The following is a 24536-nucleotide window of genomic DNA, read 5'->3' as shown; positions in this document are numbered from 1 at the left end:
GTCCTCCGGTGCTACTTGCCGACCACGGCGGCGGCGAGCTTGGACAGCGGCTCGGCGAGCGCGTTGACCGCGTCCGACAGCTCCTTGCGCTCGGCCTTGCCGACCTTGTCGTAGGAGGTGAACTCGTACGACGTCGGGCCCGGCCGGTACTGGTCGAGCAGCTTGTCCAGGGCGGCGAACTGCTTGTCGAGGTCCGCCGTCAGCGCCGCGTCGTTCTCCTGCGCGACCGGCTTCAGCAGCTCGTACGACTTCTGGGCGCCCTCGACGTTGCCCTTGAAGTCGACCAGGTCGGTGTGCGAGTAGCGCTCCTCCTCGCCGGTGACCTTGCCGGTGGCGACCTCGTCGAGGAGTTCCTTGGCGCCGTTGGCCATGGACGTCGGGGTGATGTCGGCCGTGCCGACGCGGTTCTGCCAGTCCTTCAGGTCGGTGACCAGCGCGCCGGCGAGTTCCTTCTCGCGGTCGCCGATCTTCTTGTCCTGCCACAGCGCCTTCTCCAGGCGGTGCCAGCCGGTCCAGTCGGTCGCCGGGTCCTGGCCGTCCTCCAGGCCGTCCTCGCGGACGTCGACCTTCGGGTCGATGTCGCCGAAGGACTCGGCGACCGGCTCGGTGCGCTCCCAGCCGATGCGGGAGGGCGCGTACGCCTTCTTCGCGGCCTCCAGGTCACCGGCCTGGACGGCCTTCGCGAACGCCTCGGCCTTCGGCAGCGTCTCGTCGGCCTGCTGCTGCACGTACTGCCGGTAGGCCGCCACGGCCCCGTCCAGGCGCGGGTCGCGCTCGGCGGCCTTGCCGCCGGTGGCCTTGACGTCCTGGCGGATGCCCTTGCCCTTCATGCCGGGCTTGCAGGCGATCCGGTAGTCGCCGGCCTTCACCTCGGCGGTGACCCGCTGCTTGGTGCCGGGGCCGATGTTCTCCCGCTCGGTGACCACACGGTCGTCGGGGAACAGGAGGTAGACCTCGGTGACCTTGGACCCCTTGTTCTCGATGGCGAGCTCGACGTGCCCGGCCGGGAACTGCTTCGTCGACACGTCGCACGCGTCGTCCTTCGCCGTGACGGTGACGACGTGGTCGCCGTCCGCCGAGTCGCTCTTCTCGGCGCATCCCGTCACGGCGGTCAGGGCCGCCACGGTGGCGACGGCGGTGACGACGGAGAGTCTGGCGGCTCGCATGCGGGCTCCAAGGGATGGCCGAAAGTACGCGTGACGGACCTCATAGGGAAGGTGAGGCTCGCCTAACGTACCTAAGGTTTTCCTGAGCGATAACCGTCGATACGGTGATCCGAATCTCATGGACGATGTACGAGCACAGGTCGGTCACGGTGGCTCAAAGACGCGTTCATGGGGAGGTCAAGGGAACGTCAAGTGGTGCGTTGCGGGAAGACCCCCTCGTCTCCCGGTGAAGGCCGCCCGGACCGCCCCGCCACCCCGGCGATGCTTGAATGCCCCGGTGACTGACTACGACGTACTGCGCGTCTTCTGCGCGCCGAACGGCGGATACGGCAACGAGCTCGGCGTCGTCCGGGACGGCTCCGTGCTGCCCGAGCGGGCCGAGCGGCAGGAGCTGGCCGGCAAACTCGGCTTCAGCGAGACCGTGTTCGTCGACGACCCCGAGCGCGGTGTCGTCGACATCTACACGCCCACCCTGCGCCTGCCGTTCGCCGGCCACCCCTGCGTCGGCACGGCCTGGCTGCTCGACGTGCCCGAACTCGTCACCCCCGCCGGGGTGGTGGGTGCCCGTCAGGACGGCGAGTTCAGCTGGATCGAGGCACGCCCCGAGTGGGCCCCGCCGCGCACCCTGCGCCAGTACGCCGGTGTCGCCGAGGTCGACGCGCTGCCGGTGCCGCCGCCGGGGGAATGGATCTACGCCTGGGCCTGGGAGGACGAGGCGGCCGGCCGCGTCCGGGCCCGTGCCTTCCCCGGCCGCGACGACGGCATCGACGAGGACGAGGCGACCGGGGCCGCGGCGCTGCTGCTGACCGAGCGGCTGGGCCGTGCCCTCAACATCACGCAGGGGGCCGGCTCACAGATCCTCACGGCGCCCCAGCCCGCGGGATGGATCGAGATCGGCGGACGGGTACGCCTGGAGCGCTGACGGCCGGCGGCCGGTCAGGGCAGCGTGAGGATGTCCGCGCCGGTGTCCGTGACCACCAGGGTGTGCTCGAACTGGGCGGTCCGCCTGCGGTCCTTCGTCACGACCGTCCAGCCGTCGTCCCACATGTCGTACTCGTGCGTCCCGAGTGTCAGCATCGGCTCGATCGTGAAGGTCATCCCGGGCTGGATGACGGTCGTCGCGTGCGGGCTGTCGTAGTGCGGGACGATCAGCCCGGAGTGGAACGACGAGTTGATCCCGTGCCCGGTGAAGTCCCGCACCACCCCGTACCCGAAGCGCTTCGCGTACGACTCGATGACCCGGCCGATGATGTTGATCTGCCGGCCCGGCCTGACCGCCTTGATCGCGCGGGCCAGGGACTCCCGGGTCCGCTCGACCAGCAGCCGGCTCTCCTCGTCCACGTCGCCGACCAGGTAGGTCGCGTTGTTGTCGCCGTGCACGCCGCCGATGTACGCCGTCACGTCGAGGTTGACGATGTCACCGTCGCGCAGCACCGTCGAGTCCGGGATGCCGTGGCAGATCACCTCGTTGACGGAGGTGCACAGGGACTTCGGGAAACCGCGGTAGCCGAGCGTCGAGGGGTAGGCGCCGTGGTCGCACATGTACTCGTGCGCGACCCGGTCCAGCTCGTCCGTCGTCACGCCCGGCGCGATCAGCTTCGCGGCCTCGGCCATCGCCTGCGCCGCGATCCGCCCGGCCACGCGCATCGCCTCGATCGTCTCGGGCGTCTGCACCTCCGGTCCGGTGTACGGCGCCGGCGCCGGTTTGCCGACGTACTCGGGCCGGCGGATGTTTCCGGGGACGGAACGGGTGGGAGACAGCTCCCCTGGTACGAGCAGCGACTGGCCAGACATGCCGCGAGTCTAACCAGCGGGCACGGGGGAACATGTCGGTGGCGAGAGGAGCTGGTCATGGCCCTGTTCAAGAAGCGCACGGTCGGAAAACCGGGCGAGTGGTACTACTGCCTGGAGCACAAGAAGGTCGAGGAGGGTCCGGAGTGCCCGGCCAAGGACCGGTTCGGGCCCTACGCCTCCCGGGCGGAGGCCGAGCACGCGATGCAGACCGCGCGTGAGCGGAACCTGGAGTGGGAGAACGACCCCAAGTGGCACGACGCCCAGGCCGGACGCGGCGACGAGGACTGATCAGGGACTCGGCACGGCGGCTGCGCGTTTCTCGCGCAGCCGCACCGCGTGCTCGTTCGTCCGCGCGTCGTACGCCATGAGCGTGGGCAGGCACAGCGCCAGCAGGCCCACCGCGCCGGCGCACAGCAGCCCGCCCGACCACACCGACGCCCGCACCCCGACGAGCGCGGCCGTACCGCCCGCCCGGACCTGACCGAGCTGCGGCCCCACCGAGTACGACAGCAGCTCGATCCCGGCGAGCCGGCCGCGCAGCTCGTCCGGGATCGTCTGGTTCCACATCGCCCCGCGGAAGACGCCGCTGACCATGTCGCAGGCGCCGGCCAGGACGAAGCACCCCAGCACCAGCCACACGTTCCCGGCGACCCCGGCGGCCGCGATCGCGACGCCCCAGCCGACGGCCGCCAGCACCACCATCCGCCCGTGCCGGTGCACCCGCGACGTCCAGCCGCCGCTCACGCCGACCAGCAGCGAGCCCGCCGGGATCGCCGCGTACATCAGGCCCAGCGACCACTCGGCGTCCAGCTCGTCCGCCAGGAACGGCAGCACGGCGAGCGGCATCGCCAGGAACATCGCGGCGAGGTCGATCGCGTAGGTGCCCAGCAGCTCCTTGCGGCTCCACGCGTACCGGGCGCCCTCCGCGATCGCCGCCCAGGACGGCTTCGCCGCCTCGTGCGAGGCGGGGGACGCGGCGAGACGGAGCCCCAGCAGGACGGACACGGCGAAGGTGACGAGGTCCACCCCGTACGCCCACCCCAGACCCGCGTACGCCACCACGACGCCGGCCAGCGCGGGACCGGCGATCCCGCCGACCTGCCAGCGCAGCGCGTTCAGCGACGCGGCGGCCGGCAGGTGCTCGTGCGCCACGATCCGGGGGATCAGCGAGTCCAGGGCGGGCCGCTGGACCGCGCCGAGCGCGGAGGTGAGGGCCGCGACGACGTACAGCGGCCATACGGCCGGGCCCGGCAGCAGCGCGTTGACCAGCAGCACCACGCACAGCAGGCCCTGGCCGGCCTCCGTCCACAGGATCAGCTTCCGCTTGTCCCAGGCGTCGGCGAGCGCCCCGCCGTACAGCCCGAACACCACCAGCGGCACCAGCTCCACGGCACCGATCGCGCCCACGGCCGCGGCCGACCCCGTCAGCTCCTTGACCTGCACCGGCAGCGCGACGAACGTCAGGAAACTCCCGAAGTTCGTGATCAGCCCCGCCACCCACAACCGCCGGAAATCGGCGGAGGCCCGCCAGGGCGAGAGATCGGGCAACAACGCACGCAGCCCGGCCGGGGCGGGGGAGTCTTCGGTCACGAGGGGCCATGGTCGACGGGACGGATGCGGCGGGCAACCGCTTTTCCCGACGCGATGCCTCGCCGCGGCCCGGACACCGCCCCCTGCGGCCCACCACGCTCGCCGCCGCACCTGCAACCGCGCTACGCCGCCGCCAGGTCGTCCCAGCTGCGGGCAGTCGTGCCTCCCCCAGTGCCTGGACGGCCTGGGAGGTACCCCCAGGGGCGGCACGGGTGGGCGGTGGGGGTCCCCCCGCTCATGGGGGTCCCCCCCGCGCGAGCGCAGCCGAGCGTGGGGGAGAAGCCGAGAGTGGGGGAGGCACCCCGGCAGCGCCGGGCCACGCGACTCACCCCCCGGCCGCACGAGGGCCCCCGGTCGCGCCACGCACGCTGGACGCGGGTCTCGCCACGCACGCTGGACGCGGCGCCCCCCGCCGGCTCACCAGCGAGGCGGCGGCGGAGCCGTGAGGTGGTCGGTCAGGCGGGAGAGACGGTCACGGAACCGGCGGCGCCCCCGCGGCGGCGGCCCCGCGTTCTCACCGGCCGCCGCGCTGACCAGGTGCTGCACCGTGTCCAGGTCCAGCTCCGCACCGTCCGGCACGGTCAGCGTCTCGTGCGCCATGGCCGTCAGCTCCCGCTCGCCGCTGCCCAGCGCCAGCACCGTCGCACCGGCCCGCCGGGCGTCGTGCACCCGCTCCAGCAGCGCGGCGCCGGGATCGTCGGGCGTCACCACCAGCAGCGTCTCCCCGCGCCGGGCCGCCGCCAGCCGCCCCAGCCCCACCGCCAGATGCGCCGGGTCCGACGGACGCGCGTCGTGCCGTACCAGGGTCGGCGCCAGCTCCGGCGTCCCCGACCAGGCGGCCTCGTCCACCAAATGGGCCGCCAGATGCCACGGCTCGTACCCTGCCGTGCCCACCAGCAGCAGCCCGCCCCCGTGCGGCACCACCGACGCCCGCAGCGCACCCGCGAAACGCCGGGTGGCCCCCAGCCACTCGGTCCCGGCGAGCACGTCCCGCAGCAGCGCTACCCGTACGGCGTCCATGCGCCCGCATCCTGCCGCAACCCGGCCCGCCCGACCCGGCGTTCGCCCCGGATTCCCCCGACCCGGGGACGGCGCCCCGCCCCGCGGCACCCGGACCGGTGCGGCGGCCGGGACGGACGTAGGGTCGGGCCATGACCTCTACCGACAGTGCCGCACAGAAGGCCCCCGCCAAGGACCCCTGGGACCTGCCCGACGTCTCCGGGCTCGTCGTCGGCGTGCTCGGCGGAACCGGCCCGCAGGGCAAGGGCCTCGCCTACCGTCTCGCCAAGGCCGGCCAGAAAGTGATCCTCGGCTCCCGCGCCGCCGAGCGCGCCCGGGCCGCCGCCGAGGAACTCGGGCACGGCATCGAGGGCGCCGACAACGCCGAGACCGCCCGCCGCAGCGACATCGTGATCGTCGCCGTGCCGTGGGAAGGGCACGGCAAGACCCTCGAGTCCCTGCGCGAGGAACTGGCCGGCAAGCTCGTCGTCGACTGCGTCAACCCGCTCGGCTTCGACAAGAAGGGCGCCTACGCCCTCAAGCCCGAGGAGGGCAGTGCCGCCGAGCAGGCCGCCGCCCTGCTGCCGGACAGCCGGGTCGCCGCCGCCTTCCACCACCTCTCGGCCGTCCTCCTCCAGGACCCGGAGATCGACGAGATCGACACCGACGTCATGGTGCTCGGCGAGGAGCGGGCCGACGTGGAGATCGTGCAGGCCCTCGCCGGGCGCATCGCCGGCATGCGCGGCGTCTTCGCCGGGCGGCTGCGCAACGCCCACCAGGTCGAGTCGCTGGTCGCCAACCTGATCTCCGTCAACCGCCGCTACAAGGCACACGCCGGGCTCCGCGTCACCGACGTCTGAGGCGATGGGGGACACTGGTGGGTGCCGGTACGCGTCTGCCGGCCGTATCCGCAGTACCCGCACGTGTCCCCCGACAGGAGCCCCGCCCATGCCCCGCCTCGCCGTCTACGCCCTGATCGTCTGCGTGCTCGCCGTGGTCGCCGCCGTCGTCTCCTTCGTGCAGGGCAGCGTGCTGATCGGCGTCGTCTGGGTGCTGCTGACGGGCGTGTCCTCCAACATGTGCTGGTACTACGTCAAGCGCGGCCGGACCCCGCGCCGCGAGTCGGTCGCTAACTGACCGAGCAGAACTCGTCGGTCTGCCAGAACCGGTACAGCTCGAAGCCGCAGTACGAGTCGAAGTCGCTGATCCCCAGCCCGCGCAGGATCGCGTCGACCGCGTCGAAGAACACGCCGTTGACCGCCGGCAGCCACAGCAGCGCGAACACGAACAGCAGTCCGAACGGCGCGAACGGCTCCACCTGCCGCCGCACGCCGTACGACAGCCAGGGCTCGATCACCCCGTAGCCGTCCAGTCCGGGCACCGGCAGGAAGTTCAGGATCGCGGCCGTGACCTGGAGCAGCGCGAGGAAGGCGAGCGCGAGCCGGAAGTCGCGCGGCACGCCGTCCAGCGCGTCCAGCCAGAACGGGGCCGTGCACACGGCGGCGAACAGCACGTTCGTCAGCGGACCGGCGGCCGAGATCAGACTGTGCCGCCAGCGCCCGCGGATGCGGTTGCGCTCGATGAACACCGCACCGCCCGGCAGACCGATCCCACCCATGATCACGAACAGCACGGGCAGCACGATGCTCAGCAGCGCGTGCGTGTACTTCACCGGATTCAGCGTGAGATAGCCCTTCGCGCCGACCGAGATGTCACCGCTGTGCAGCGCGGTGCGCGCGTGCGCGTACTCGTGCAGGCACAGCGAGACGATCCAGGCGGCCGTCACGAACAGGAACACGGCCACGCCCGGCTGCTCGGCGAACCCGGTCCAGGTGGCCCACCCCGTGACCGCCATGACGGCCAGGATGCCCAGGAACACGGGACTGATCCGCCGGTCGCTGGGACGGGTGGTGGCGGCGGTCATGGGACTCCCTGACTGACTTGCGTACGCATGGCGGGACCCGCGGGGGCACGGGGACTGCCCGACCGTACCCGGCGCGGCACGTGTTCGGCGAGGCCCCGGCCGGGCGCTGCCACGCCGCACCGGACAAACCCCGTGACCGGCCCCGACGGCACCAGGGACAATGGACCCCGTGCGCTACCGCATCCTCGGCACCACCCAGGCACTCCGCCCCGACGGCACGGCCGTCCCCGTCGGCGGGGCGCGGCTGCGTGCCCTGCTGACCGTGCTCGCCCTCAGGCCCGGCCGCGCCGTGCCCGTGGGGCTGCTGGTGGAGGAGGTGTGGGGCGACGGCCCGCCCGCCGACGCGCCGGGCGCCCTCCAGGCACTGGTCGGACGGCTGCGCCGGGCGCTGGGCGCGGACGCGGTCGCCTCCGCCGACGGCGGCTACCGGCTCACCGCCGTCCCCGACGACATCGACCTGCACCGCTTCGACCGGCTGGCCGGGGAGGGCTCCCGCGCCCTCGCCGACGGCGACCCGGACAAGGCGGCCGAACTCCTCGACGACGCCCTCGCCCTGTGGCGCGGCCCCGCCCTCGCCGACCTGCCCGACCGCACCGCAGAGGCGGCCCGCTGGGAGATGCGGCACCTGGACGTCCTGCGCGCCCGCCACGCCGCCGCCCTGGACCTCGGGCAGGCGGAGCACGCCCTGCCCGGGCTGACCGCGCTGTGCGACGGCCACCCCCTGGACGAGTCCTTGCAGGCCCTGCGGCTGCGCGCCCTGCGCGACACCGGCCGCACCGCCGAGGCGCTGGCCGCCTACGAGGGCGTACGACACCTGCTCGCGGACCGCCTCGGCACCGACCCGGGGCCCGAGCTGCGGGCGCTGCACGGGGAGTTGCTCAATCCCACGGGGGCCGCCGGCGGTTCGGCGGCGCACCCCGGCTCCCGGGGGCGCGCGGTGCCGGCCGACGGCTCTGAGACGCACCCCGCCTCCGGGAGGCGCACGGGGCCCGCCGACCGCGCTGGGGCCGCCGGTTCCGGGCCACGCCCAGGGTCCGCGGCACCGGCCGGTCCCGCGGGGGCCGCCGGTCCCGTGATGCCGGCTGGTCCTGCGGGGGGTGCCGGTTCCGGGAGGCCGACTGGTCCTGCCGGGGATGCCACGTCCGGGAGGCCGGCCGGTCCCGGGGAGGCCGTCGGTCCCGCGGCGCATCCAGGTCCCGGGGTGCCGTCCGACCCTGCGCAATTCGCCGGCCCCGCGACGCACGCCGGTTCCCCGCAGCACCCCGGCCCCGCGGCACACCCCGGCCCCGCGACGCACGCCCCCGCGTCGGCACCCCCCGGCCATACGGCACCCACGGCGCCCCCCGGCCGTACGACGCCCGCCGCCCCCGCGGCGCGCCCCGCGGCCGACCACCACGCCGCGACCCACCCCACCGCGCCGGCAACCGCCGACGCCGCGGCCGGCTTCCGGCCCCGGGGCAACCTCCGTGCCCGGCTCACCTCGTTCGTCGGGCGGGACGCCGACATCCAGGCGCTGCGCTCCGACCTGGCGACCGCGCGGCTCGTCACCCTGCTCGGGCCCGGCGGCGCCGGGAAGACCCGGCTGTCGCAGGAGGCCGCCGAGGGCGCCGGGGACTCGGCGCAGGACGGTGCCTGGCTGGTCGAACTCGCCCCCGTCGACGACCCCGGCGCCGTACCGGAGGCCGTGCTGACCGCCCTCGGCGCCCGCGAGACCGTGCTGTACGGCGCCGGCGCCGAGGAGATGCGGGCCGTCACCGCGACCGACCGTCAGGGCACCGCCGTCGAGCGCCTCGTCGAGCACTGCGGCCGGCGCCGCATGCTGATCGTCCTCGACAACTGCGAGCACGTCGTCGACGCCGCCGCCCGCCTCGCCGAGGAACTGCTCGCCCGCTGCCCCCACCTGACCGTCCTCGCCACCAGCCGCGAACCCCTCGGCGTACCGGGCGAACTGCTGCGCCCGGTCGAGCCGCTGCCCGAGCCGGCCGCGCTGCGGCTGCTCGCCGACCGGGGAGCCGCCGCCCGCCCGGGCTTCCGTCCCGACGCCGACGAGGAGACCGCGGCGGCCTGCGCCGAGATCTGCCGCCGCCTCGACGGCCTGCCGCTCGCCATCGAACTGGCCGCCGCCCGGCTGCGCATGCTCACCCCGCGCCAGATCGCCGGCCGCCTCGACGACCGTTTCCGCCTGCTCACCTCCGGCAGCCGCACCGTCCTGCCCCGCCAGCAGACCCTGCGCGCGGTCGTCGACTGGTCCTGGGACCTGCTCGACGAGGAGGAACGGGACGTGCTGCGGCGCCTGTCCGTCTTCGCGGGCGGCTGCGACCTGCCCGCCGCCGAGGCCGTGTGCGGGCCCGCCGCCCTGGAGGCGCTCGGCTCGCTCGTCGACAAGTCGCTGGTCGTGGCCGCGCCGTCCGGGAGCGACGGCATGCGCTACCGGCTGCTGGAGACCGTCGCGGAGTACGCCGGGGAGCGCCTCGACGAGGCCGGCGGCCGGCCCGCCGCCGAGCGCGCGCACCTGGCGTACTACCGCGAACTCGCCCGCACCACCGACCCGTTGCTGCGCGGCCCCGAGCAGCTGGCCGCCATCGAGCGGCTGGAGCGCGAGTACGAGAACCTGCGCACCGCCCTGCGCCACGCCATCGCCGAGCGCGACGAGCAGGAGGCGCTGAGCCTGGCGCTGTCGCTGGTCTGGTACTGGCAGATGCGCGACCTGCGGGTGGAGGCCCGCAACTGGTTCAGCGAGGTCATGACCCTCGGCCCGGACCCGTTCGACGAGCCGGTCCGGCGCGCCGAGCCGGTGTGGGAGCGGTGCACGTCCGCCCCGCCCCCGATGACCGGCGAGGTGCTCGCCGAGGCCCGGCGCGGCGTCCACCTGGCCCACCTCGCCTGCATGGACACCGAGCTGGACGCCTGGCAGAGTCCGCAGGCCCAGCGGAAACTGCGTGTGATCGCCGAGACCTACGAACCCGGCATGCCGCAGACCTGCGCCCCTCCCGGCCTGCTCTGGTTCTTCGCGGTGATGCTCTCCGGCGACATGGACCGGCTGCGCGAGATCATGAACGCCGCGGTGCGCACCTGCCGCGAGACACCGGGGTTCGACTGGGAGCTGGCCGGTGCGCTGCAGATGCGCGCCCAGATGCTCGCCAACCGCACCGACTGGGCGGGCGACGCGGCCCGTGACGCCGACGAGGCACTGGAGATCTACCGGCGCCTCGGTGACGCCTGGGGCACCGCCGAGGCCCTGTCCGCCCGCGCCGAGGCCCAGGAACGCCAGGGCGAGTACCGGCGGTCCGCCGCCTCCTACGAGGCCGCCGCGGAACTCGCCCGGCGGCTCGGCGCGCACGCCCAGGTGGACATCCTGGACGCCCGGCTCGGCAGCGTGCTGCTGGAGGCGGGCGACGTCGAGCGGGGCGAGCCCATGCTGCGCGCGGTGATCGCCCGGACGGAGGGGACGGGACACAACGGCGCCATGCCGGCCGCCCGGCTCTACCTCGCCGGCTGGCTCGGCATGACCGGCCGGACCGCCGAGGCCCGCGAGGAGCTGCGGCTGCTGCGCGAGAACTTCTCCATCTCCCACTTCGTCGTCTTCGACGCCTTCATCCTCGCCGCGGAGGCCTGGCTCGCCACGCTGGAGGACCGCCACGAGGAGTGCCTGGTCAAGGTCCGGCAGTCGCTGGAACGGGCCGACGACCCGTTGTCCGCCGCCATCGCCCCGCACATGCGCTCCGGGTTCCTGACCATCGCCGCGATGGCGCTGGCCCGGCTGGACGGCGGGCGCCGGGCCGTGGACGCCGCGCGCTGCATCGGTGCCGCCGACGCGTCGTTGCCGCCGGACCACGTCGCGATGGGCCTGGAGCGGGACGCGCGCGCCCGGGCCGTGGAGCGGGTCCGTGACGTACTCGGCACCGAGGCCTACGAGGCCGCGTACGCCGAGGGCACCGGCCTCTCCGTGGAGGAGGCCGGTGCCCTGGTCTGACCCGCGTCAGGCCTTCGTACGGAACTTGTGGATCGCGATCGGCGCCATCACCGCCGTGAGCGCCACCGACCAGCCCACCGTCATCCACAGGTCGTGTGCGACGGGGCCGCCCACCATCAGGCCGCGCGCGGCGTCGGCGAGGCTGGACAGCGGGTTGTAGTCCGTGAAGGCCTTCAGCCAGCCCGGCATCGACTGCGTCGGCGCGAAGATCGAGGAGCCGAACTGGAGCGGCATCAGCACCAGGAAGCCCATCGCCTGCACGGACTGGGCGTTCTTCATCATCACGCCGAGCGTGAGGAAGATCCACATCAGGGCCGAGCCGAACAGCACCGACAGTCCCACGGAGGCCAGCAGCCCGGGCCAGTTGGTGATGTCGAAACCGACGAGGACACCGACGATCAGCAGCACCACGGTGGCGAACAGCATCCGCAGCAGTTCCACGGCGATCTTGGCGAACAGCACCGAGCCACGCCCGATCGGCAGGGACCGGAAGCGGTCCATGACACCGGAGTTGAAGTCCTGGTTGAAGCCGGTGCCCACGCCCTGGGCCATGTTCATGCCCATCATGGCCATCAGACCGGGCACGACGTACTGCACGTACGCCTGCTGCCCGCCGCCCAGCGACTGCCCGATGGAGCCGCCGAAGACGTAGACGAACAACAGCGTGAAGATGACCGGGAACAGGATGGCGTCGAACATCGACTCCGGGTCCTGCCGGATCCACAGCAGATTGCGGCGGACCAGCGCGCTGGTGTGCCGCAGGTGCCCGCGCAGCGAGATCCGGGCGTCGGGAGCGGATGTGGCGGTGGTGGTGACGGCGCTCATACGGCGACCTCCTCGCGGGCGTCGGTGACGGGCGCGGCGTCCTGCGGGGCACTGGCGCGGTGGCCGGTGAGCGACAGGAAGACCTCGTCCAGGCTGGGCAGTTCGGTGGTGATGGAGGCGATGGTGATGCCGCGTGCGGTGACCGCGCCGACCACGGCGGTCAGTTGCTCGTCACTGAGGATCGGCACCAGGACGGTCCCGCGCTGGGTGTCCACGGTGGTGTTGGCGAGCCCGGTGATGCCCATCTCGTCCAGGAAACCGGCGAGCGGCCGCAGGTGCGCCGGGTCGACCGGGCGGACGCGCAGGGTGCGCCCGCCGACCTTCGCCTTCAGCTCCTCGATGCCGCCCTTCTCGATGACCTTGCCGCGGTCGACGACGGTCAGCTCGGAGGCGAGCTGCTCGGCCTCCTCCATGTACTGGGTGGTCAGCAGCACGGTGACGCCGTCGCCGACCATGCGCTTGACCTCGTCCCACACCTCGTTGCGGGTGCGCGGGTCCAGGCCGGTGGTGGGCTCGTCCAGGTAGAGGACGGCCGGGTGCCCGATCATGGAGGCGGCCAGGTCGAGGCGGCGCCGCATGCCGCCGGAGTAGGTGGCCGCGGGCCGCTTGCCGGCCTCGGTGAGCGAGAACCGCTCCAGCAGTTCGTCGGCACGGGCGCGGGCGTCCTTGCGGGACAGGTCGAGCAGCCGCCCGATCATGTAGAGGTTCTCCCAGCCGGGGAGCTTCTCGTCCACGGACGCGTACTGCCCGGTGAGTCCTATCACCCGCCGCAGCTGCCGCGGCTGCCGGACGACGTCGTAGCCGGCGACGTGCGCCTGTCCGGCGTCGGGGGTGATGAGGGTGGACAGGATGCGGACGAGGGTGGTCTTGCCGGCGCCGTTCGGCCCGAGCACGCCCATCACGGTGCCCTCGCGCACGTCCAGGTCGACGCCGTCCAGCGCCTTGGTCTCGCCGTAGTGCTTGACCAGCCCCCGCACGGTGACCGCGCTGTTCGCGGCCTCGGGGGTGTTGTCGATTCGCTTCATGCCGACGACGGTGTCAGGCGCCGCCGACAAACCACCGACATTCCGCCGACAGCGCGGGCATCCCACCGACAGCCATCGCGGCGGCGCCGGCCGGGGAGCGAGAAGCACCGGCCCCGCCGACGGGGGAAGATCGGCGGGGCCGGTGTCGTACCGCGGTGGTTCAGTGGACGGAGTGCTCCTCCTGCGGGAACGTTCCGCCGACGACGTCCTCGGCGAAGGACTTCGCCGCGTCGCCCATGACCTGGCGCAGGTCGGCGTACTTCTTCACGAACTTCGGCACCCGTCCGCCGGTCAGCCCGAGCATGTCGGTCCACACCAGCACCTGCGCGTCCGTCTCCGGACCCGCGCCGATGCCGACGGTCGGGATGTGCAGGGTGCGCGTCACCTCGGCGGCCAGCTCGGCCGGCACCAGCTCCAGCACGACCGCGAAAGCACCCGCGTCCTGTACGGCCTTGGCGTCGCGCAGCAACTGCTGGGCGGCCTCCTCGCCGCGGCCCTGCACCCGGTAGCCCATAGCGTTGACGGACTGCGGGGTGAGACCGATGTGTGCCATCACCGGGATGCCGGACTCGACCAGCAGCTCGATCTGCCGGTGCGAGCGCTCGCCGCCCTCCAGCTTGACCGCCCCGGCGCCGGCCTCCTTGACCAGCCGGGTCGCCGAGCGCAGCGCCTGGACCGGGCCCTCCTGGTAGGAGCCGAAGGGCAGGTCGGCCACGATCAGGGCGCGGCTGGTGCCCCGGACCACGGCGGCCGAGAGCATGATCATCTCGTCCAGCGTGACGGGCACGGTGGTGTCGTAGCCGAGGTGGCAGTTGCCCGCGGAGTCGCCGACGAGCATGACCGGGATGCCGGCCTCGTCGAAGACGGACGCGGTCATCGCGTCGTAGGCGGTGAGCATGGGCCACTTCTCGCCGCGCTCCTTGGCGGCGGTGATGTCCCGGACGGTGATGCGGCGGGTGCTCTTGCCCCCGTACAGCGCCCTGCCGCCGTCGGCGGGCTTGGCCTGAGGCGTCTGGGCAGCCGAAAGCTGCGTCATGGCAACGGCTCCTTCATGTCATCTCGAGGCGCCCTGACGGCGTCCCCGGATCCCTCCCATGGTGGCACCTCGTGCCGCCGGACGGCTAGGGGACCCTCGCCACGTGTCGTACGGCCGGGGACCGGCGGCGTGCGGCGGGGGGCGGGGCAGGGGGCGATGTAAGAGCTCGGTAAGAGGCTTACGGAACGGAACGGTCTCGTATCTAAAGGATTCTAGGCTTGGCGGCATGACTACTCCAGCCGACTCTTCCTCCCGGCGCATACCGGAAGAGGTGCACCGGCGCCGCTGGGCCATCCTCGGTGTGCTCATGCTGAGCCTGCTGATCGTGGTGCTCGACAACTCGATCCTGAACGTCGCCATCAAGACCATCTCCACCCCCGAGCCCACCGGCCTGGGCGCCACCCAGAGCGAGCTGGAGTGGGCGATCAACGCCTACACCCTCGTCTTCGCCGGCCTGCTGTTCACCGCCGGTCTGCTCGGCGACCGGCTCGGCCGCAAGAAGGTCCTGCTCGGCGGCCTGGCCGTGTTCGGCATCGGCTCCGCCCTCGCCGCCTTCTCCGGCTCGCCCGGCGAGCTCATCACCTTCCGTGCGGTGATGGGCCTGGGCGCCGCCTTCGTCATGCCCGCCACCCTCGCCGTCCTCATGAACGTCTTCGAGCGTGAGGAACAGCCGAAGGCCATCGGCATCTGGGCCGGCGGCGTGGGCCTGGCCATCGCCATCGGCCCCATCACCGGCGGGCTGCTCCTGGACCACTTCTGGTGGGGCTCGGTCTTCCTCGTCAACGTGCCGATCGTGGTCGTGGCCCTCGCGCTGATGCTGTGGCTGGTCCCCGACTCCCGGGACCCGAACCCCGGCCGCCTCGACCCGGTCGGCGTCGTCCTGTCCGTCGTCGGCCTCGTCCTGCTGGTCTACGGCATCATCAAGGGCGGTCAGCTCGCCGACTTCACGGACGCGACCGTGCTGGCGACGATCGGCGCGGGTCTCGCCGTGCTCGTGGCCTTCGTCGTGTACGAGAAGCGCAGCGACCACCCGTCCATCGACGTCACGTACTTCCGCAACAAGGTGTTCTCCGCCGCGATCGCCGCCATAGCGCTGGTCTTCTTCGCGCTGATGGGCGTGACCTTCTTCTCCGTCTTCTACACCCAGAGCGTGCTCGGCTTCTCGCCGCTGGAGACCGGTCTGCTGATGCTGCCGCTGGCCGCCTCGCAGCTGATCTTCGCTCCCCGGGCCCGCCTCCTCGTCGACCGTTTCGGCAACCGGGCCACGACCACGGCCGGGATGCTGCTCATCGCCGCCATGCTGGCCGCGTTCGCCACGCTGGAGGCGGACACGCCGGTCTGGCTGCTGGAGGTCTACTTCTTCCTCATGGGCACCGGCATGGCGCACATCATGACGCCGACCAGCGTCGTCATCATGCAGGCCCTGCCCCGCGAGAAGGCCGGCTCGGCCTCCGCGCTCAGCAACACCTTCCGCCAGGTCGGCGGCGCCCTCGGCATCGCCGTCCTCGGCTCCGTGCTGTCCACCGCCTACCGCAACGGCATCGAGGGCGGCCTCGGCCAGGTCCCGGCCGGCCTGCGCCACACCGCCGGCGAGTCCATCGAGGCCACGCTCGGCGTCGCCGAGAAGCTCGGCCCCCGGGGCAAGGCCCTCGTCGGCCCGGCCCACGACGCCTTCCTGCACGCCATGCACGTCACCGCCCTGTGGGGAGCGGGTGTCGCCGTGCTCGGCGCGGTCGTGGTGGCCGTGTACCTGCCGGGCCGGACCCCGCGGCCCGAGTCGCCCGAGCGGGAACCGGAGCCGGTGGCCACGATGGAGTAGTACCGCCGCACACCAGGGACAATCGTCCCAGCCCAGCGAAAGGACCCGGCACGTGAGCCTCGACAGCCGCTCGCCTCACGGCTTCCCCGCGCGGGGGCGACCCCGCAGCGAGGCCGTCGAGCGCGCCATCATCGAGGGCGTGCTGGAGCTCCTGGAGCAGGGCGTCCCGCTCGCCGAGCTCTCCGTCGAGCGCATCGCGCGCACGGCCGGCGTCGGCAAGGCCACCATCTACCGCCGCTGGAGCGGCAAGGAGGAGCTCTTCGTCGACGTGGTGCGGGCCGCCGAGCCCGAGGACCCGGTCCTGCCGGGCACCTCGATGCGCGACGACCTGATCGTCGTCCTCGAGTCGCTGCGGCAGCGCGGCCTGACCAACCGGTCGGCGATCCTGCACAGCGTGTACGCCCAGATGAAGTCCAGCCCCAAGATCTGGGCGGCCTACCACAACACCGTCATCCTCCCGCGGCGCAGACTCGGCATCGAGATACTGCGCCGCGGCCGCGACAACGGCGAACTGCGCGACGACGTCGACCTGGACCTGCTCCACGACATCGTCGTCGGCCCCATGCTGGTCCGCGCGATCATGCGCCCGGAGGGCGACCTCCCCGAGGATCTCGCCACGCAGATCGTCGACACGCTGCTCGGTGGTCTGGGCCCCGTCGGCCCGCCCCGCCCGTAGGGCGCGAATGTGCGCGTTCTGTCACAGAAGCCCCTGGCCCCAGGGGTGTTCGGAACTCCGGACGCAGGCTCGTACGTCCTCGTGCCCGTACGGCCGTCATGGGACGGCATGAACGGAACCGATCATCCCCTAGGGTGCTGAGACACGGGGGGCGACGGTATGCACGGCAGGCAGTGAGGCGGCGGTATGGCGCAGCAGGCGTACATGACGGAGACGGACAACGGCGGCTCGGGACCCGAGCGTCGGGGCCCCCGGCTCCGGCGCCTGTTCGACCGGATGGCCACCGGCTGGCGCGGCGACCGGCGGATCTGGCGCCGGGGCCTGATCACGGCCGCGGTGGCCGTCGTCCTGGCCGTCGTGATGGCGGCGCACTCGCACATCCCCAACGCCGTCGGCAACCTCGGCAGCCTCACCGAGACCTTCCTGCCGTGGTTCGGCCTGCTGGTCCCGGTGCTGTTCGTGATCGCCCTCGTCCGCAAGTCGGCGACGGCGCTGATCGCGCTCGTCCTGCCGGTGAGCGTGTGGCTGAATCTCTTCGGCGGCCTGCTCTTCGACAAGACCGGCGCCGGCGGCGACCTCACGGTGGCCACGCACAACGTCAACGCCGACAACGCCGATCCGGCCGGCACCGCCCGTGCCGTGGCCGCCGCCGGCGCGGACGTGCTGGCCCTGGAGGAGCTGAAGGCGTCCGCCGTGCCGATGTACGAGAAGGCGCTGGAGTCGAAGTACCCGCACCACGCGGTCGTCGGCACCGTCGGGCTGTGGAGCACGTACCCGGTGAGCGACGTGAAGGCCGTCGACATCCGGCTGGGCTGGAAGCGCGCGATGCGCGCCACCGTGGCCACGCCCTCCGGGCCGGTCGCCGTGTACGTCGCCCACCTGCCCTCCGTCCGGGTGAAGCTGGAGGCCGGTTTCACCGCCCGGCAGCGGGACAAGAGCGCCGACGCCCTCGGCGAGGCCATCGCCGACGAGAAGCTGCCCCGCAAGATCCTGCTCGGCGACCTCAACGGCACCATGAACGACCGCGCGCTCACCGCGATCACCTCCCAGATGCGCTCCCCGCAGGGCGCCGCGGGCGACGGCTTCGGCTTCAGCTGGCCGGCGTCCTTCCCGATGGCCCGCATCGACCAGATCCTCGTCACGGGCGTCGAACCGGAGACGAGCTGGACCCTCCCGGAGACCGGCAGCGACCATCTGCCGATCGCCGCGCGTGTGAAGGTCGACACAACGGCTTCCTGAGATTCGCCGCCGGAATACTCGCCCTGAGAGTCTTTGTTCCGTACGGGAACATACGACAGTCCCCTCCCGTACGCACACCTCCGCTCTCGAAAGGCGAGACCCTTCATGCCCCTGGCCCTGCTCGCCCTCGCCGTGGGCGCCTTCGGCATCGGCACGACCGAGTTCGTGATGATGGGCCTGCTGCCCGATGTCGCCGACGACCTGCACATCTCGATCCCCACCGCCGGACACCTGGTCTCGGCGTACGCCCTCGGCGTCGTCATCGGCGCCCCGCTGCTCGCGGCGGCCACCGCGCGGATGTCCCGCCGCACGGTCCTGATCGCCCTGATGGTCCTCTTCGTCGTGGGCAACGCGCTGTCGGCCGTCGCCCCCGGCGAGGTCTCCCTGCTCGCCGCCCGCTTCGTCAGCGGTCTGCCGCACGGCGCCTTCTTCGGCGTCGGCGCGGTCGTCGCCACCGGCATGGTGGCACCGGAACGCAAGGCGCGCTCCGTGTCCCTGATGTTCCTGGGCCTGACGGTCGCCAACATCGTCGGCGTCCCCGCGGCCACCGCCATGGGCCAGCAGCTCGGCTGGCGGGCCACGTTCCTCGGCGTCAGCGCGATCGGCGTCGCGGCGATAGCGGCCCTCGTGGCACTGATCCCGCGCGACCACGCCCCGGCCCCCACGACCGGCCTGCGCGGCGAACTGGCCGCCCTGCGCTCCCTGCCGGTCTGGCTGGCCCTCGGCACCACGGTCGCCGGCTTCGGCGCGCTCTTCGCCGCCTACAGCTACATCACGCCGATGCTCACGGACGCGGCCGGTTTCGCCGACGCGAGCGTGACCCTGCTGCTGGCCCTCTTCGGCGTCGGCGCCACCGCGGGCAACCTGCTGGGCGGCCGGCTGGCGGACCACTCCCTGCGGGGCACGCTCTTCGGCGGCCTCGCCTCCCTGGTCGTGGTCCTCGCGCTCTTCCCCCTCCTGATGCGCACGGAGGTCACGGCGGCCCTCGCGGTGGCGCTGCTCGGCATGGCCGCCTTCATCACCGGCTCGCCCCTGCAGCTGATGGTCATGGAGAAGGCCTCCGCGGCCCCGTCCCTCGCCTCCTCGGCCAACCAGGCCGCCTTCAACCTCGCCAACGCCGGCGGCGCCTGGATCGGCGGCCTCACCCTCGCGGCGGGCTTCGGCACCACGTCCCCGGCCCTGGCGGGCGCGGCCCTGGCAGTCCTCGGCCTGGCGGTCGCGGCCACGGCCTACACGGTGGACCGCCGGGCCACCGCCGCGGCCGTCGGCCGCGAGCGCGTGGTCGCGGGGCACGTACCGGGGGTGGCGGAGACGGTACGGCGGTGACGGCGGGCCGCGGCCCCTTGGGCGGGCCCGGCGGTGGGGCGGGCCGATGTGCAGCCCGCCGGGTCGGCGGAAAAGGCCGTGCGGAGGCGCTCCGCCCCGCTGCATGATGCGGGCCATGGCTGCCTTCACCGCCGATCCCGCCCGCCTCGGTGAGACGCGCCTGCCGGACGGCCGCCTGCTCGGCTGGGCCGAGTGGGGCGCCCGGGACGGTGTGCCCGTCCTACTGTGTCCCGGTGCGGCCACGAGCCGCCGGCTCGGCTTCGGCGCGGGCGTCGTCGACGCGCTCGGCGTCCGCCTGATCTCCGTCGACCGTCCCGGACTGGGCGCCTCCACGCCCGTTCCCGGCCGCACCTTCGCCGATTTCGCGGCCGACGTGCGCGCCCTGTGCGCTCTACGGGGCCTGGGCCGCCCGGCCGTGGTCGGCAACTCGCAAGGCGCCCCGTTCGCGCTGGCCTGCGCGGAGGCCGGAGCCGCCCGCGCGCTGTCCCTGGTCTCGGCCGCGGACGAGGTGGCGGCCCCCGAGTTCGCCGCCGCCCTGCCAGCGGAGCTGCGCACCCTGACCGAACGGGCCGTGCGGGACCCGGCCGCCACCGAGGAGTTCTTCGCGGGCTTCGACGCGGAGGCGATGTGGGACCTGGTCATGGGAGGCAGCCCCGCCTGCGACCTCGCCGTCTACCAGAACCCCGAGTTCTCGACCGCGTACCGCCAGGCCCTGGCCGAGGGATTCACCCAGGGCGCCGCCGGATACGCCCGGGACACCGTCCTCGCCATGGGACGCTGGCCGTTCGCGCTCGACGCGATCACCGTGCCGGTGGACATCTGGTACGGCGCACAGGACACGAGCCACTCGCCCGACAAGGGCGCCCTGCTCGCCGCCCGCCTGCCCCACGCCCACCGCCGGGTCGTCCCCGGCATCGGCGGCGCCGTGCTGTGGACCCACGCCGAGGCGATCCTGACGTCGCTGCTGGACAACGTCCGCCGCTGAGAAGCCGTCGGTCACCCGTTCGCGTGCCGGGAGCCTCGACCACCTCATCCGCCCGGGCCCGCCCGCCTACCGTGAGCGGCGTCGCGATACGGCGCGTACGGCGGAGGGGTGCGGATGTCGGTGGACGGCGGGACGGACGAGCCGGGGTGGGAGGTCGACCCGGACGACGAGTGGGGCGTGGCGGTCATCGCCACCGTCGGACGGCAGCTGAGGCTGCGGCGCGAGGCGGTGGGGATGCGGGCGGGCGACTTCGGGGCGGCGGTGGGGTACGGGGAGGACCTTGTCTACAAGATCGAGGGCGGGAAGCGGATTCCCCGGCGGGAGTACCTGGAGAAGGCGGACGAGGTGCTGGGGGCGAGCGGGCTCCTCGCCGCGACCTGGGAGGACGTGAAGAAGGTCCGGTATCCCAAGCAGGTGCGTGACTTGGCGAAGTTGGAATCGCGAGCGGTCGAGTCGCTTTCGTACGGCAGTTACAGCCTGCACGGGCTTCTCCAGACGGAGGAGTATGCGCGCGCCCTTCTCCGTACGCGTCGGCCGGCTCTCTCGGAGGACGAGATCGAGAGTGCGCTCGCCGCGCGTATGGGGCGCAAAGCGGTGTTCGAGCGTGCCCCGGCCCCGGAACTCAGTTTTGTCCAGGAAGAGGCGACGCTCAGAAGGCCTGTGGGCGGCAGGATGGTCCTGCGCAGGCAGCTCGAACATCTCCTGGAGGTCGCGCAACTGCGGCACGTAGAGATCCAGGTGATGCTGACATCTCGCGGTGACCACCCGGGAGCGGGGCGGATTCAGGTGCTCAAGTTCGACGACGGTACTGCGGTCGGCCGGGCCGACGACGAGTTCGGCAACCGGCCTGTCACGGAGCCCCGGCACCTGCGCATCCTCGAACTGCGCTATGGGATCATCCGGGCCGAGGCACTGAGCGCCAGGGAATCAGTGGCCTTCATCGAACAACTGCTGGGGGAGACATGAGTCGCAAGGACACATCCCGAGACCTCGCCGACCTGACCTGGTTCAAGAGCAGTTACAGCGATACCAGCAACCCCAGCGACTGCGTCGAGGTCGCAATAGGTCCCGCCGCCATTCATGTCCGCGACTCCAAGCGACCGCACGGCCCTCGCCTCGCCGTCACCCCGGCCGCCTGGGCGGAGTTCGTCAAGGCACGTGACCGGCTTGAGGCAGCCGCGGCATGAGTGCCCTCCTGAAGGATTCCGCCGCAGCGGCATGGTTCAAGAGCAGCTACAGCAGCAGCGGAGACGGCAACGACTGCGTCGAGGTCGCCATAGCCACCGCGACCGCCACCGTCCACATCCGTGACTCCAAGCGCCCCGACGGCCCCCGCCTCGCCGTCACCCGGGCGGCATGGGCAGGGTTCGTGGCCGGCACCGGCGGGAGCTGAGCAGGCCCCGGACGCGGTGGTCCGGGGCCCGGCGTGCTGTGACTCAGATGCTCGTGGTGCGCGCCTGGCCGTGCCCCACGGAGGCGCCGAGGCCGGCGCAGACGGAGACCGGGCCGGCCTCCGCGTACAGGCCCGCGGCGACGCCACCGCCGGCCGTGAAGACGGCCGCGCCGGCGTCGAGGCCGACATGGCCGCCGGACACCTGGTCGAGGTCCGTGTCGGAGAGTTCAGCCGTTTCGACCTGGGGGACGAGATTCATGACAGGTCTTCCCTTCGCGCGAAAGAATCGGAGCGGTGGAGCGTGCACGCCCGGGCTCCGGATCGGGGAGTCCGGAACCGATCACCGGGATGCCGCGCGCTGATCAAAGCATGCTGACGAACAACCCACCATCTGCGGGTTGTTGAGCGTTCACCGTGTGTGCATGCGGTCGGGGAACGAGCCCCCGTCTTCACGCTTTCCCCCGGTGGGGGAACCTTTCCCGGGGCCGGGACGCGCGCGGCCGCCCCGCCCGCCACCGCCCCGCCCCGTCCGCGTGACCGTGCGATGAACGGTGTGCAGGTCCGAGGGATTTTCGGGGACGGTGCGATCGCCGTACTCCGCCCACCGCTATCCGGAGCGGACCCGTATGCCCCAGTGCGGTCGCCGCGCGGCTACTCGCGGGTGACGCTGGGACCGCGACGGACGCGCTCGCTTCCCGCCGCCCCCGTGTGGTGCGGTGACGACCGCCCCAAGTCGAAGGGTTGACAGGTCATGGCGGACATGCCTCATGGAGCACGGCACGAGACCAGGGGCGCTCAGAACGATGGCCGGCCGACGGGACCGATCAGATACTTCGGTGTACCGCTCCTCATCAGCGGCATCCTCAGCATCCTCCAGGGCATCGCCGGCATCGCCAAGGATCGTCTCTTCGGCGTTCCGCGGCACTACGAGTACAGGTTCGACCTCACCAGCTGGGGCTGGATCCATCTCGTCGTAGGCGTTGCGATGGTCATCGTCGGTGTCGGGATGCTGCGAGCGATGAGCTGGGGCCGCGCGGCCGGACTGACGACCGCCTCGATCAGCCTGGTGACCCAGTTCATGTTCATCCCGTACTACCCCCTGTGGTCGATCAGCGTGATGACGCTCGACCTGATCATCCTGTGGGGCATGGCACGGATCGCCATCGCTTGACCGGGGTCGCCACCCCGCCCATTCCGAGGACTTGGGCAAGACGCACCAGCGGGCCGACGATCCCCCGACCGTCGGCCCCTTCGTCGTCCACAGCGGAAATCTCGCTCTGACCCGCCCCTACAGCACCGGCAGCGACTTCCGCAGCTCGAACGCGGTGACCTGGGACCGGTACTCCTCCCACTCCTGCCGCTTGTTGCGCAGGAAGAAGTCGAAGACGTGCTCGCCGAGGGTCTCGGCGACCAGGTCGCTGTGCTCCATCAGGGCCAGGGCCTCGCCCAGGTTCTGGGGGAGCGGCTCGATGCCCAGGGCGCGGCGTTCGGCGTTGGACAGGGCCCACACGTCGTCCTCGGCGCCCGGCGGGAGCTCGTAGCCCTCCTCGATGCCCTTCAGGCCGGCGGCCAGCAGGACCGCGTAGGTCAGGTACGGGTTGGCGCCGGAGTCGATGGAGCGGACCTCGACGCGGGCCGAGCCGGTCTTGCCGGGCTTGTACATCGGGACGCGGACCAGCGCCGAGCGGTTGTTGTGGCCCCAGCAGATGTAGGACGGGGCCTCGCCGCCCGCGCCCGCCGTGCGCTCGCTGCCGCCCCAGATGCGCTTGTACGAGTTCACCCACTGGTTGGTGACCGCGGAGATCTCCGCCGCGTGCCGCAGCAGGCCCGCGATGAAGGAGCGGCCGACCTTGGAGAGCTGGTACTCCGCGCCCGACTCGTAGAACGCGTTGCGGTCGCCCTCGAACAGCGAGAGGTGCGAGTGCATGCCCGAGCCCGGGTACTCCGAGAACGGCTTCGGCATGAAGGTGGCCTGCAGGCCCTGCTCCAGCGCGACCTGCTTCATGACCAGGCGGAACGTCATGATGTTGTCCGCCGTGGACAGCGCGTCCGCGTAGCGCAGGTCGATCTCCTGCTGGCCGGGGGCGCCCTCGTGGTGGGAGAACTCCACCGAGATGCCCATCGACTCCAGCATCGTGATCGCCTGACGGCGGAAGTCCATGCCGATGTTCTGCGGTGTGTGGTCGAAGTACCCCGAGTTGTCGGCGGGCGTCGGCACCGAGCCGTCGACCGGCTTGTCCTTCAGCAGGAAGAACTCGATCTCCGGGTGCGTGTAGAAGGTGAAGCCCAGGTCGGAGGTGCGGGCCAGGGCGCGCTTGAGGACGTAGCGCGGGTCCGCGAAGGACGGCGAGCCGTCCGGCATGAGGATGTCGCAGAACATCCGGGCCGTGCCGGGCGCCTCCGCGCGCCAGGGCAGGATCTGGAAGGTCGACGGGTCCGGCTTGGCGATCATGTCGGACTCGTAGACCCGGGCGAAGCCCTCGATCGCGGAGCCGTCGAAGCCGATGCCCTCGTCGAAGGCCTGCTCCAGCTCGGCCGGGGCCACGGCCACGGACTTGAGGAAGCCCAGCACGTCCGTGAACCACAGGCGTACGAACCGGATGTCGCGCTCCTCGAGCGTCCGGATCACGAACTCCTGCTGCTTGTCCATCTTCCGCTTCCCCATCCTTGCTGGTCAGGCCGCCTGTCTCCGGTAGAGGGGAAGGCGGTCGGGCACCTGAGCATCACACCACAGCACCGTTTCGTACGCGTTGCGGACCTTGATCG

General features: G+C 72.4%; 24 protein-coding genes. 14 read left to right on the top strand and 10 right to left on the bottom strand.

Annotated features, from left to right (window positions below; all coding sequences use genetic code 11):
- Window positions 1-11 precede the first annotated feature (11 nt).
- Complete coding sequence (efeO, locus tag ACIRG6_RS01670) at window positions 12-1166, bottom strand: iron uptake system protein EfeO (protein WP_364677420.1); 1155 nt, start codon at window positions 1164-1166, stop codon at window positions 12-14.
- Between the two features lie 277 nt (window positions 1167-1443).
- On the opposite strand from efeO, the gene ACIRG6_RS01665 reads away from it, so the two are divergent.
- A complete protein-coding gene (locus ACIRG6_RS01665; protein ID WP_364677422.1) occupies window positions 1444-2088 on the top strand; it encodes a PhzF family phenazine biosynthesis protein in 645 nt (214 codons plus the stop codon).
- Window positions 2089-2102: 14 nt separating this feature from the next.
- Here the strand turns inward: ACIRG6_RS01665 and map are convergent, their stop codons facing one another.
- A complete protein-coding gene (gene map, locus ACIRG6_RS01660) occupies window positions 2103-2960 on the bottom strand; it encodes a type I methionyl aminopeptidase (protein WP_364677424.1) in 858 nt (285 codons plus the stop codon).
- Window positions 2961-3017: 57 nt separating this feature from the next.
- Between map and ACIRG6_RS01655 the strand changes: the two genes are divergently transcribed.
- A complete protein-coding gene (locus tag ACIRG6_RS01655; protein ID WP_318218318.1) occupies window positions 3018-3248 on the top strand; it encodes a hypothetical protein in 231 nt (76 codons plus the stop codon).
- Here ACIRG6_RS01655 and ACIRG6_RS01650 read toward each other — a convergent pair whose 3' ends face one another.
- Both ACIRG6_RS01650 and ACIRG6_RS01645 read right to left on the bottom strand, forming a co-directional pair.
- A complete protein-coding gene (locus ACIRG6_RS01650) occupies window positions 3249-4550 on the bottom strand; it encodes an MFS transporter (RefSeq protein ID WP_364677426.1) in 1302 nt (433 codons plus the stop codon). It abuts the gene before it with no gap.
- A gap of 417 nt (window positions 4551-4967) precedes the next feature.
- A complete protein-coding gene (locus ACIRG6_RS01645; protein WP_364677428.1) occupies window positions 4968-5570 on the bottom strand; it encodes a hypothetical protein in 603 nt (200 codons plus the stop codon).
- A gap of 131 nt (window positions 5571-5701) precedes the next feature.
- Between ACIRG6_RS01645 and npdG the strand changes: the two genes are divergently transcribed.
- A complete protein-coding gene (gene npdG, locus ACIRG6_RS01640) occupies window positions 5702-6409 on the top strand; it encodes an NADPH-dependent F420 reductase (protein ID WP_318218315.1) in 708 nt (235 codons plus the stop codon).
- An 88-nt stretch (window positions 6410-6497) separates the two neighbouring features.
- Window positions 6498-6686, top strand: a complete 189-nt coding sequence (locus ACIRG6_RS01635) for a hypothetical protein (RefSeq protein WP_189228095.1) — start codon at window positions 6498-6500, stop codon at window positions 6684-6686.
- Here ACIRG6_RS01635 and ACIRG6_RS01630 read toward each other — a convergent pair.
- Window positions 6679-7473 carry a site-2 protease family protein gene (locus ACIRG6_RS01630; protein WP_189228096.1) on the bottom strand — a complete coding sequence of 265 codons (795 nt, stop codon included), beginning with the start codon at window positions 7471-7473 and terminating at the stop codon, window positions 6679-6681. The genes ACIRG6_RS01635 and ACIRG6_RS01630 overlap by 8 nt on opposite strands.
- 160 nt (window positions 7474-7633) lie before the next feature.
- Between ACIRG6_RS01630 and ACIRG6_RS01625 the strand changes: the two genes are divergently transcribed.
- Entirely contained in the window at window positions 7634-11446 is a 3813-nt protein-coding gene (locus tag ACIRG6_RS01625; RefSeq protein WP_403320209.1) for a BTAD domain-containing putative transcriptional regulator, read from the top strand.
- A 6-nt stretch (window positions 11447-11452) separates the two neighbouring features.
- Here ACIRG6_RS01625 and ACIRG6_RS01620 read toward each other — a convergent pair whose 3' ends face one another.
- The 3 genes from ACIRG6_RS01620 to panB form a co-directional block, all read right to left on the bottom strand.
- Window positions 11453-12271: an ABC transporter permease gene (locus tag ACIRG6_RS01620; RefSeq protein WP_318218312.1), complete on the bottom strand. Its 819-nt coding sequence runs from the start codon at window positions 12269-12271 to the stop codon at window positions 11453-11455.
- A complete protein-coding gene (locus ACIRG6_RS01615) occupies window positions 12268-13296 on the bottom strand; it encodes an ATP-binding cassette domain-containing protein (protein ID WP_364677432.1) in 1029 nt (342 codons plus the stop codon). The genes ACIRG6_RS01620 and ACIRG6_RS01615 overlap by 4 nt, the downstream gene beginning before the upstream one ends.
- Window positions 13297-13456: 160 nt before the next feature.
- The gene (gene panB / locus ACIRG6_RS01610; protein WP_239768490.1) at window positions 13457-14332 is read right to left on the bottom strand and encodes a 3-methyl-2-oxobutanoate hydroxymethyltransferase; all 876 of its coding nucleotides are present in this window, start codon (window positions 14330-14332) and stop codon (window positions 13457-13459) included.
- A 226-nt stretch (window positions 14333-14558) separates the two neighbouring features.
- Here panB and ACIRG6_RS01605 point away from each other — a divergent pair, with 226 nt between their 5' ends.
- The 8 genes from ACIRG6_RS01605 (at window position 14559) to ACIRG6_RS01570 (ending at window position 21770) form a co-directional block, all read left to right on the top strand.
- Window positions 14559-16151, top strand: coding sequence for an MFS transporter (locus ACIRG6_RS01605; RefSeq protein WP_364677434.1), 1593 nt, complete (start codon window positions 14559-14561; stop codon window positions 16149-16151).
- A gap of 52 nt (window positions 16152-16203) precedes the next feature.
- Window positions 16204-16827, top strand: coding sequence for a TetR/AcrR family transcriptional regulator (locus tag ACIRG6_RS01600; RefSeq protein WP_364677436.1), 624 nt, complete (start codon window positions 16204-16206; stop codon window positions 16825-16827).
- A gap of 276 nt (window positions 16828-17103) precedes the next feature.
- The gene (locus ACIRG6_RS01595; protein WP_403320752.1) at window positions 17104-18066 is read left to right on the top strand and encodes an endonuclease/exonuclease/phosphatase family protein; all 963 of its coding nucleotides are present in this window, start codon (window positions 17104-17106) and stop codon (window positions 18064-18066) included.
- Window positions 18067-18171: 105 nt separating this feature from the next.
- Window positions 18172-19392: an MFS transporter gene (locus tag ACIRG6_RS01590; RefSeq protein WP_364677439.1), complete on the top strand. Its 1221-nt coding sequence runs from the start codon at window positions 18172-18174 to the stop codon at window positions 19390-19392.
- A 115-nt stretch (window positions 19393-19507) separates the two neighbouring features.
- Window positions 19508-20377 carry an alpha/beta fold hydrolase gene (locus ACIRG6_RS01585; RefSeq protein ID WP_403320205.1) on the top strand — a complete coding sequence of 290 codons (870 nt, stop codon included), beginning with the start codon at window positions 19508-19510 and terminating at the stop codon, window positions 20375-20377.
- A gap of 114 nt (window positions 20378-20491) precedes the next feature.
- Window positions 20492-21343 (top strand): helix-turn-helix domain-containing protein, encoded by an 852-nt coding sequence (locus ACIRG6_RS01580; protein ID WP_403320204.1) that lies wholly within the window; start codon window positions 20492-20494, stop codon window positions 21341-21343.
- A complete protein-coding gene (locus tag ACIRG6_RS01575; protein WP_403320201.1) occupies window positions 21340-21564 on the top strand; it encodes a DUF397 domain-containing protein in 225 nt (74 codons plus the stop codon). The genes ACIRG6_RS01580 and ACIRG6_RS01575 overlap by 4 nt, the downstream gene beginning before the upstream one ends.
- A complete protein-coding gene (locus tag ACIRG6_RS01570) occupies window positions 21561-21770 on the top strand; it encodes a DUF397 domain-containing protein (RefSeq protein ID WP_403320199.1) in 210 nt (69 codons plus the stop codon). Before ACIRG6_RS01575 ends, ACIRG6_RS01570 begins: the two co-directional genes overlap by 4 nt.
- Before the next feature lie 43 nt (window positions 21771-21813).
- On the opposite strand, the gene ACIRG6_RS01565 is transcribed toward ACIRG6_RS01570, so the two are convergent.
- A complete protein-coding gene (locus ACIRG6_RS01565; protein ID WP_318218302.1) occupies window positions 21814-22029 on the bottom strand; it encodes a hypothetical protein in 216 nt (71 codons plus the stop codon).
- Between the two features lie 492 nt (window positions 22030-22521).
- Between ACIRG6_RS01565 and ACIRG6_RS01560 the strand changes: the two genes are divergently transcribed.
- A complete protein-coding gene (locus tag ACIRG6_RS01560; RefSeq protein ID WP_403320196.1) occupies window positions 22522-22941 on the top strand; it encodes a DUF7144 family membrane protein in 420 nt (139 codons plus the stop codon).
- A gap of 117 nt (window positions 22942-23058) precedes the next feature.
- On the opposite strand, the gene glnA is transcribed toward ACIRG6_RS01560, so the two are convergent.
- Window positions 23059-24420 carry a type I glutamate--ammonia ligase gene (glnA, locus tag ACIRG6_RS01555; RefSeq protein ID WP_189228109.1) on the bottom strand — a complete coding sequence of 454 codons (1362 nt, stop codon included), beginning with the start codon at window positions 24418-24420 and terminating at the stop codon, window positions 23059-23061.
- Window positions 24421-24536 lie beyond the last annotated feature (116 nt).

The organism is Streptomyces flaveolus (genome assembly GCF_044765825.1).
GTDB classification, from domain to species: domain Bacteria; phylum Actinomycetota; class Actinomycetes; order Streptomycetales; family Streptomycetaceae; genus Streptomyces; species Streptomyces flaveolus.
Note: the sequence above shows the minus strand (reverse complement) of the source record. Positions and strands in the feature narration are given on the sequence as shown.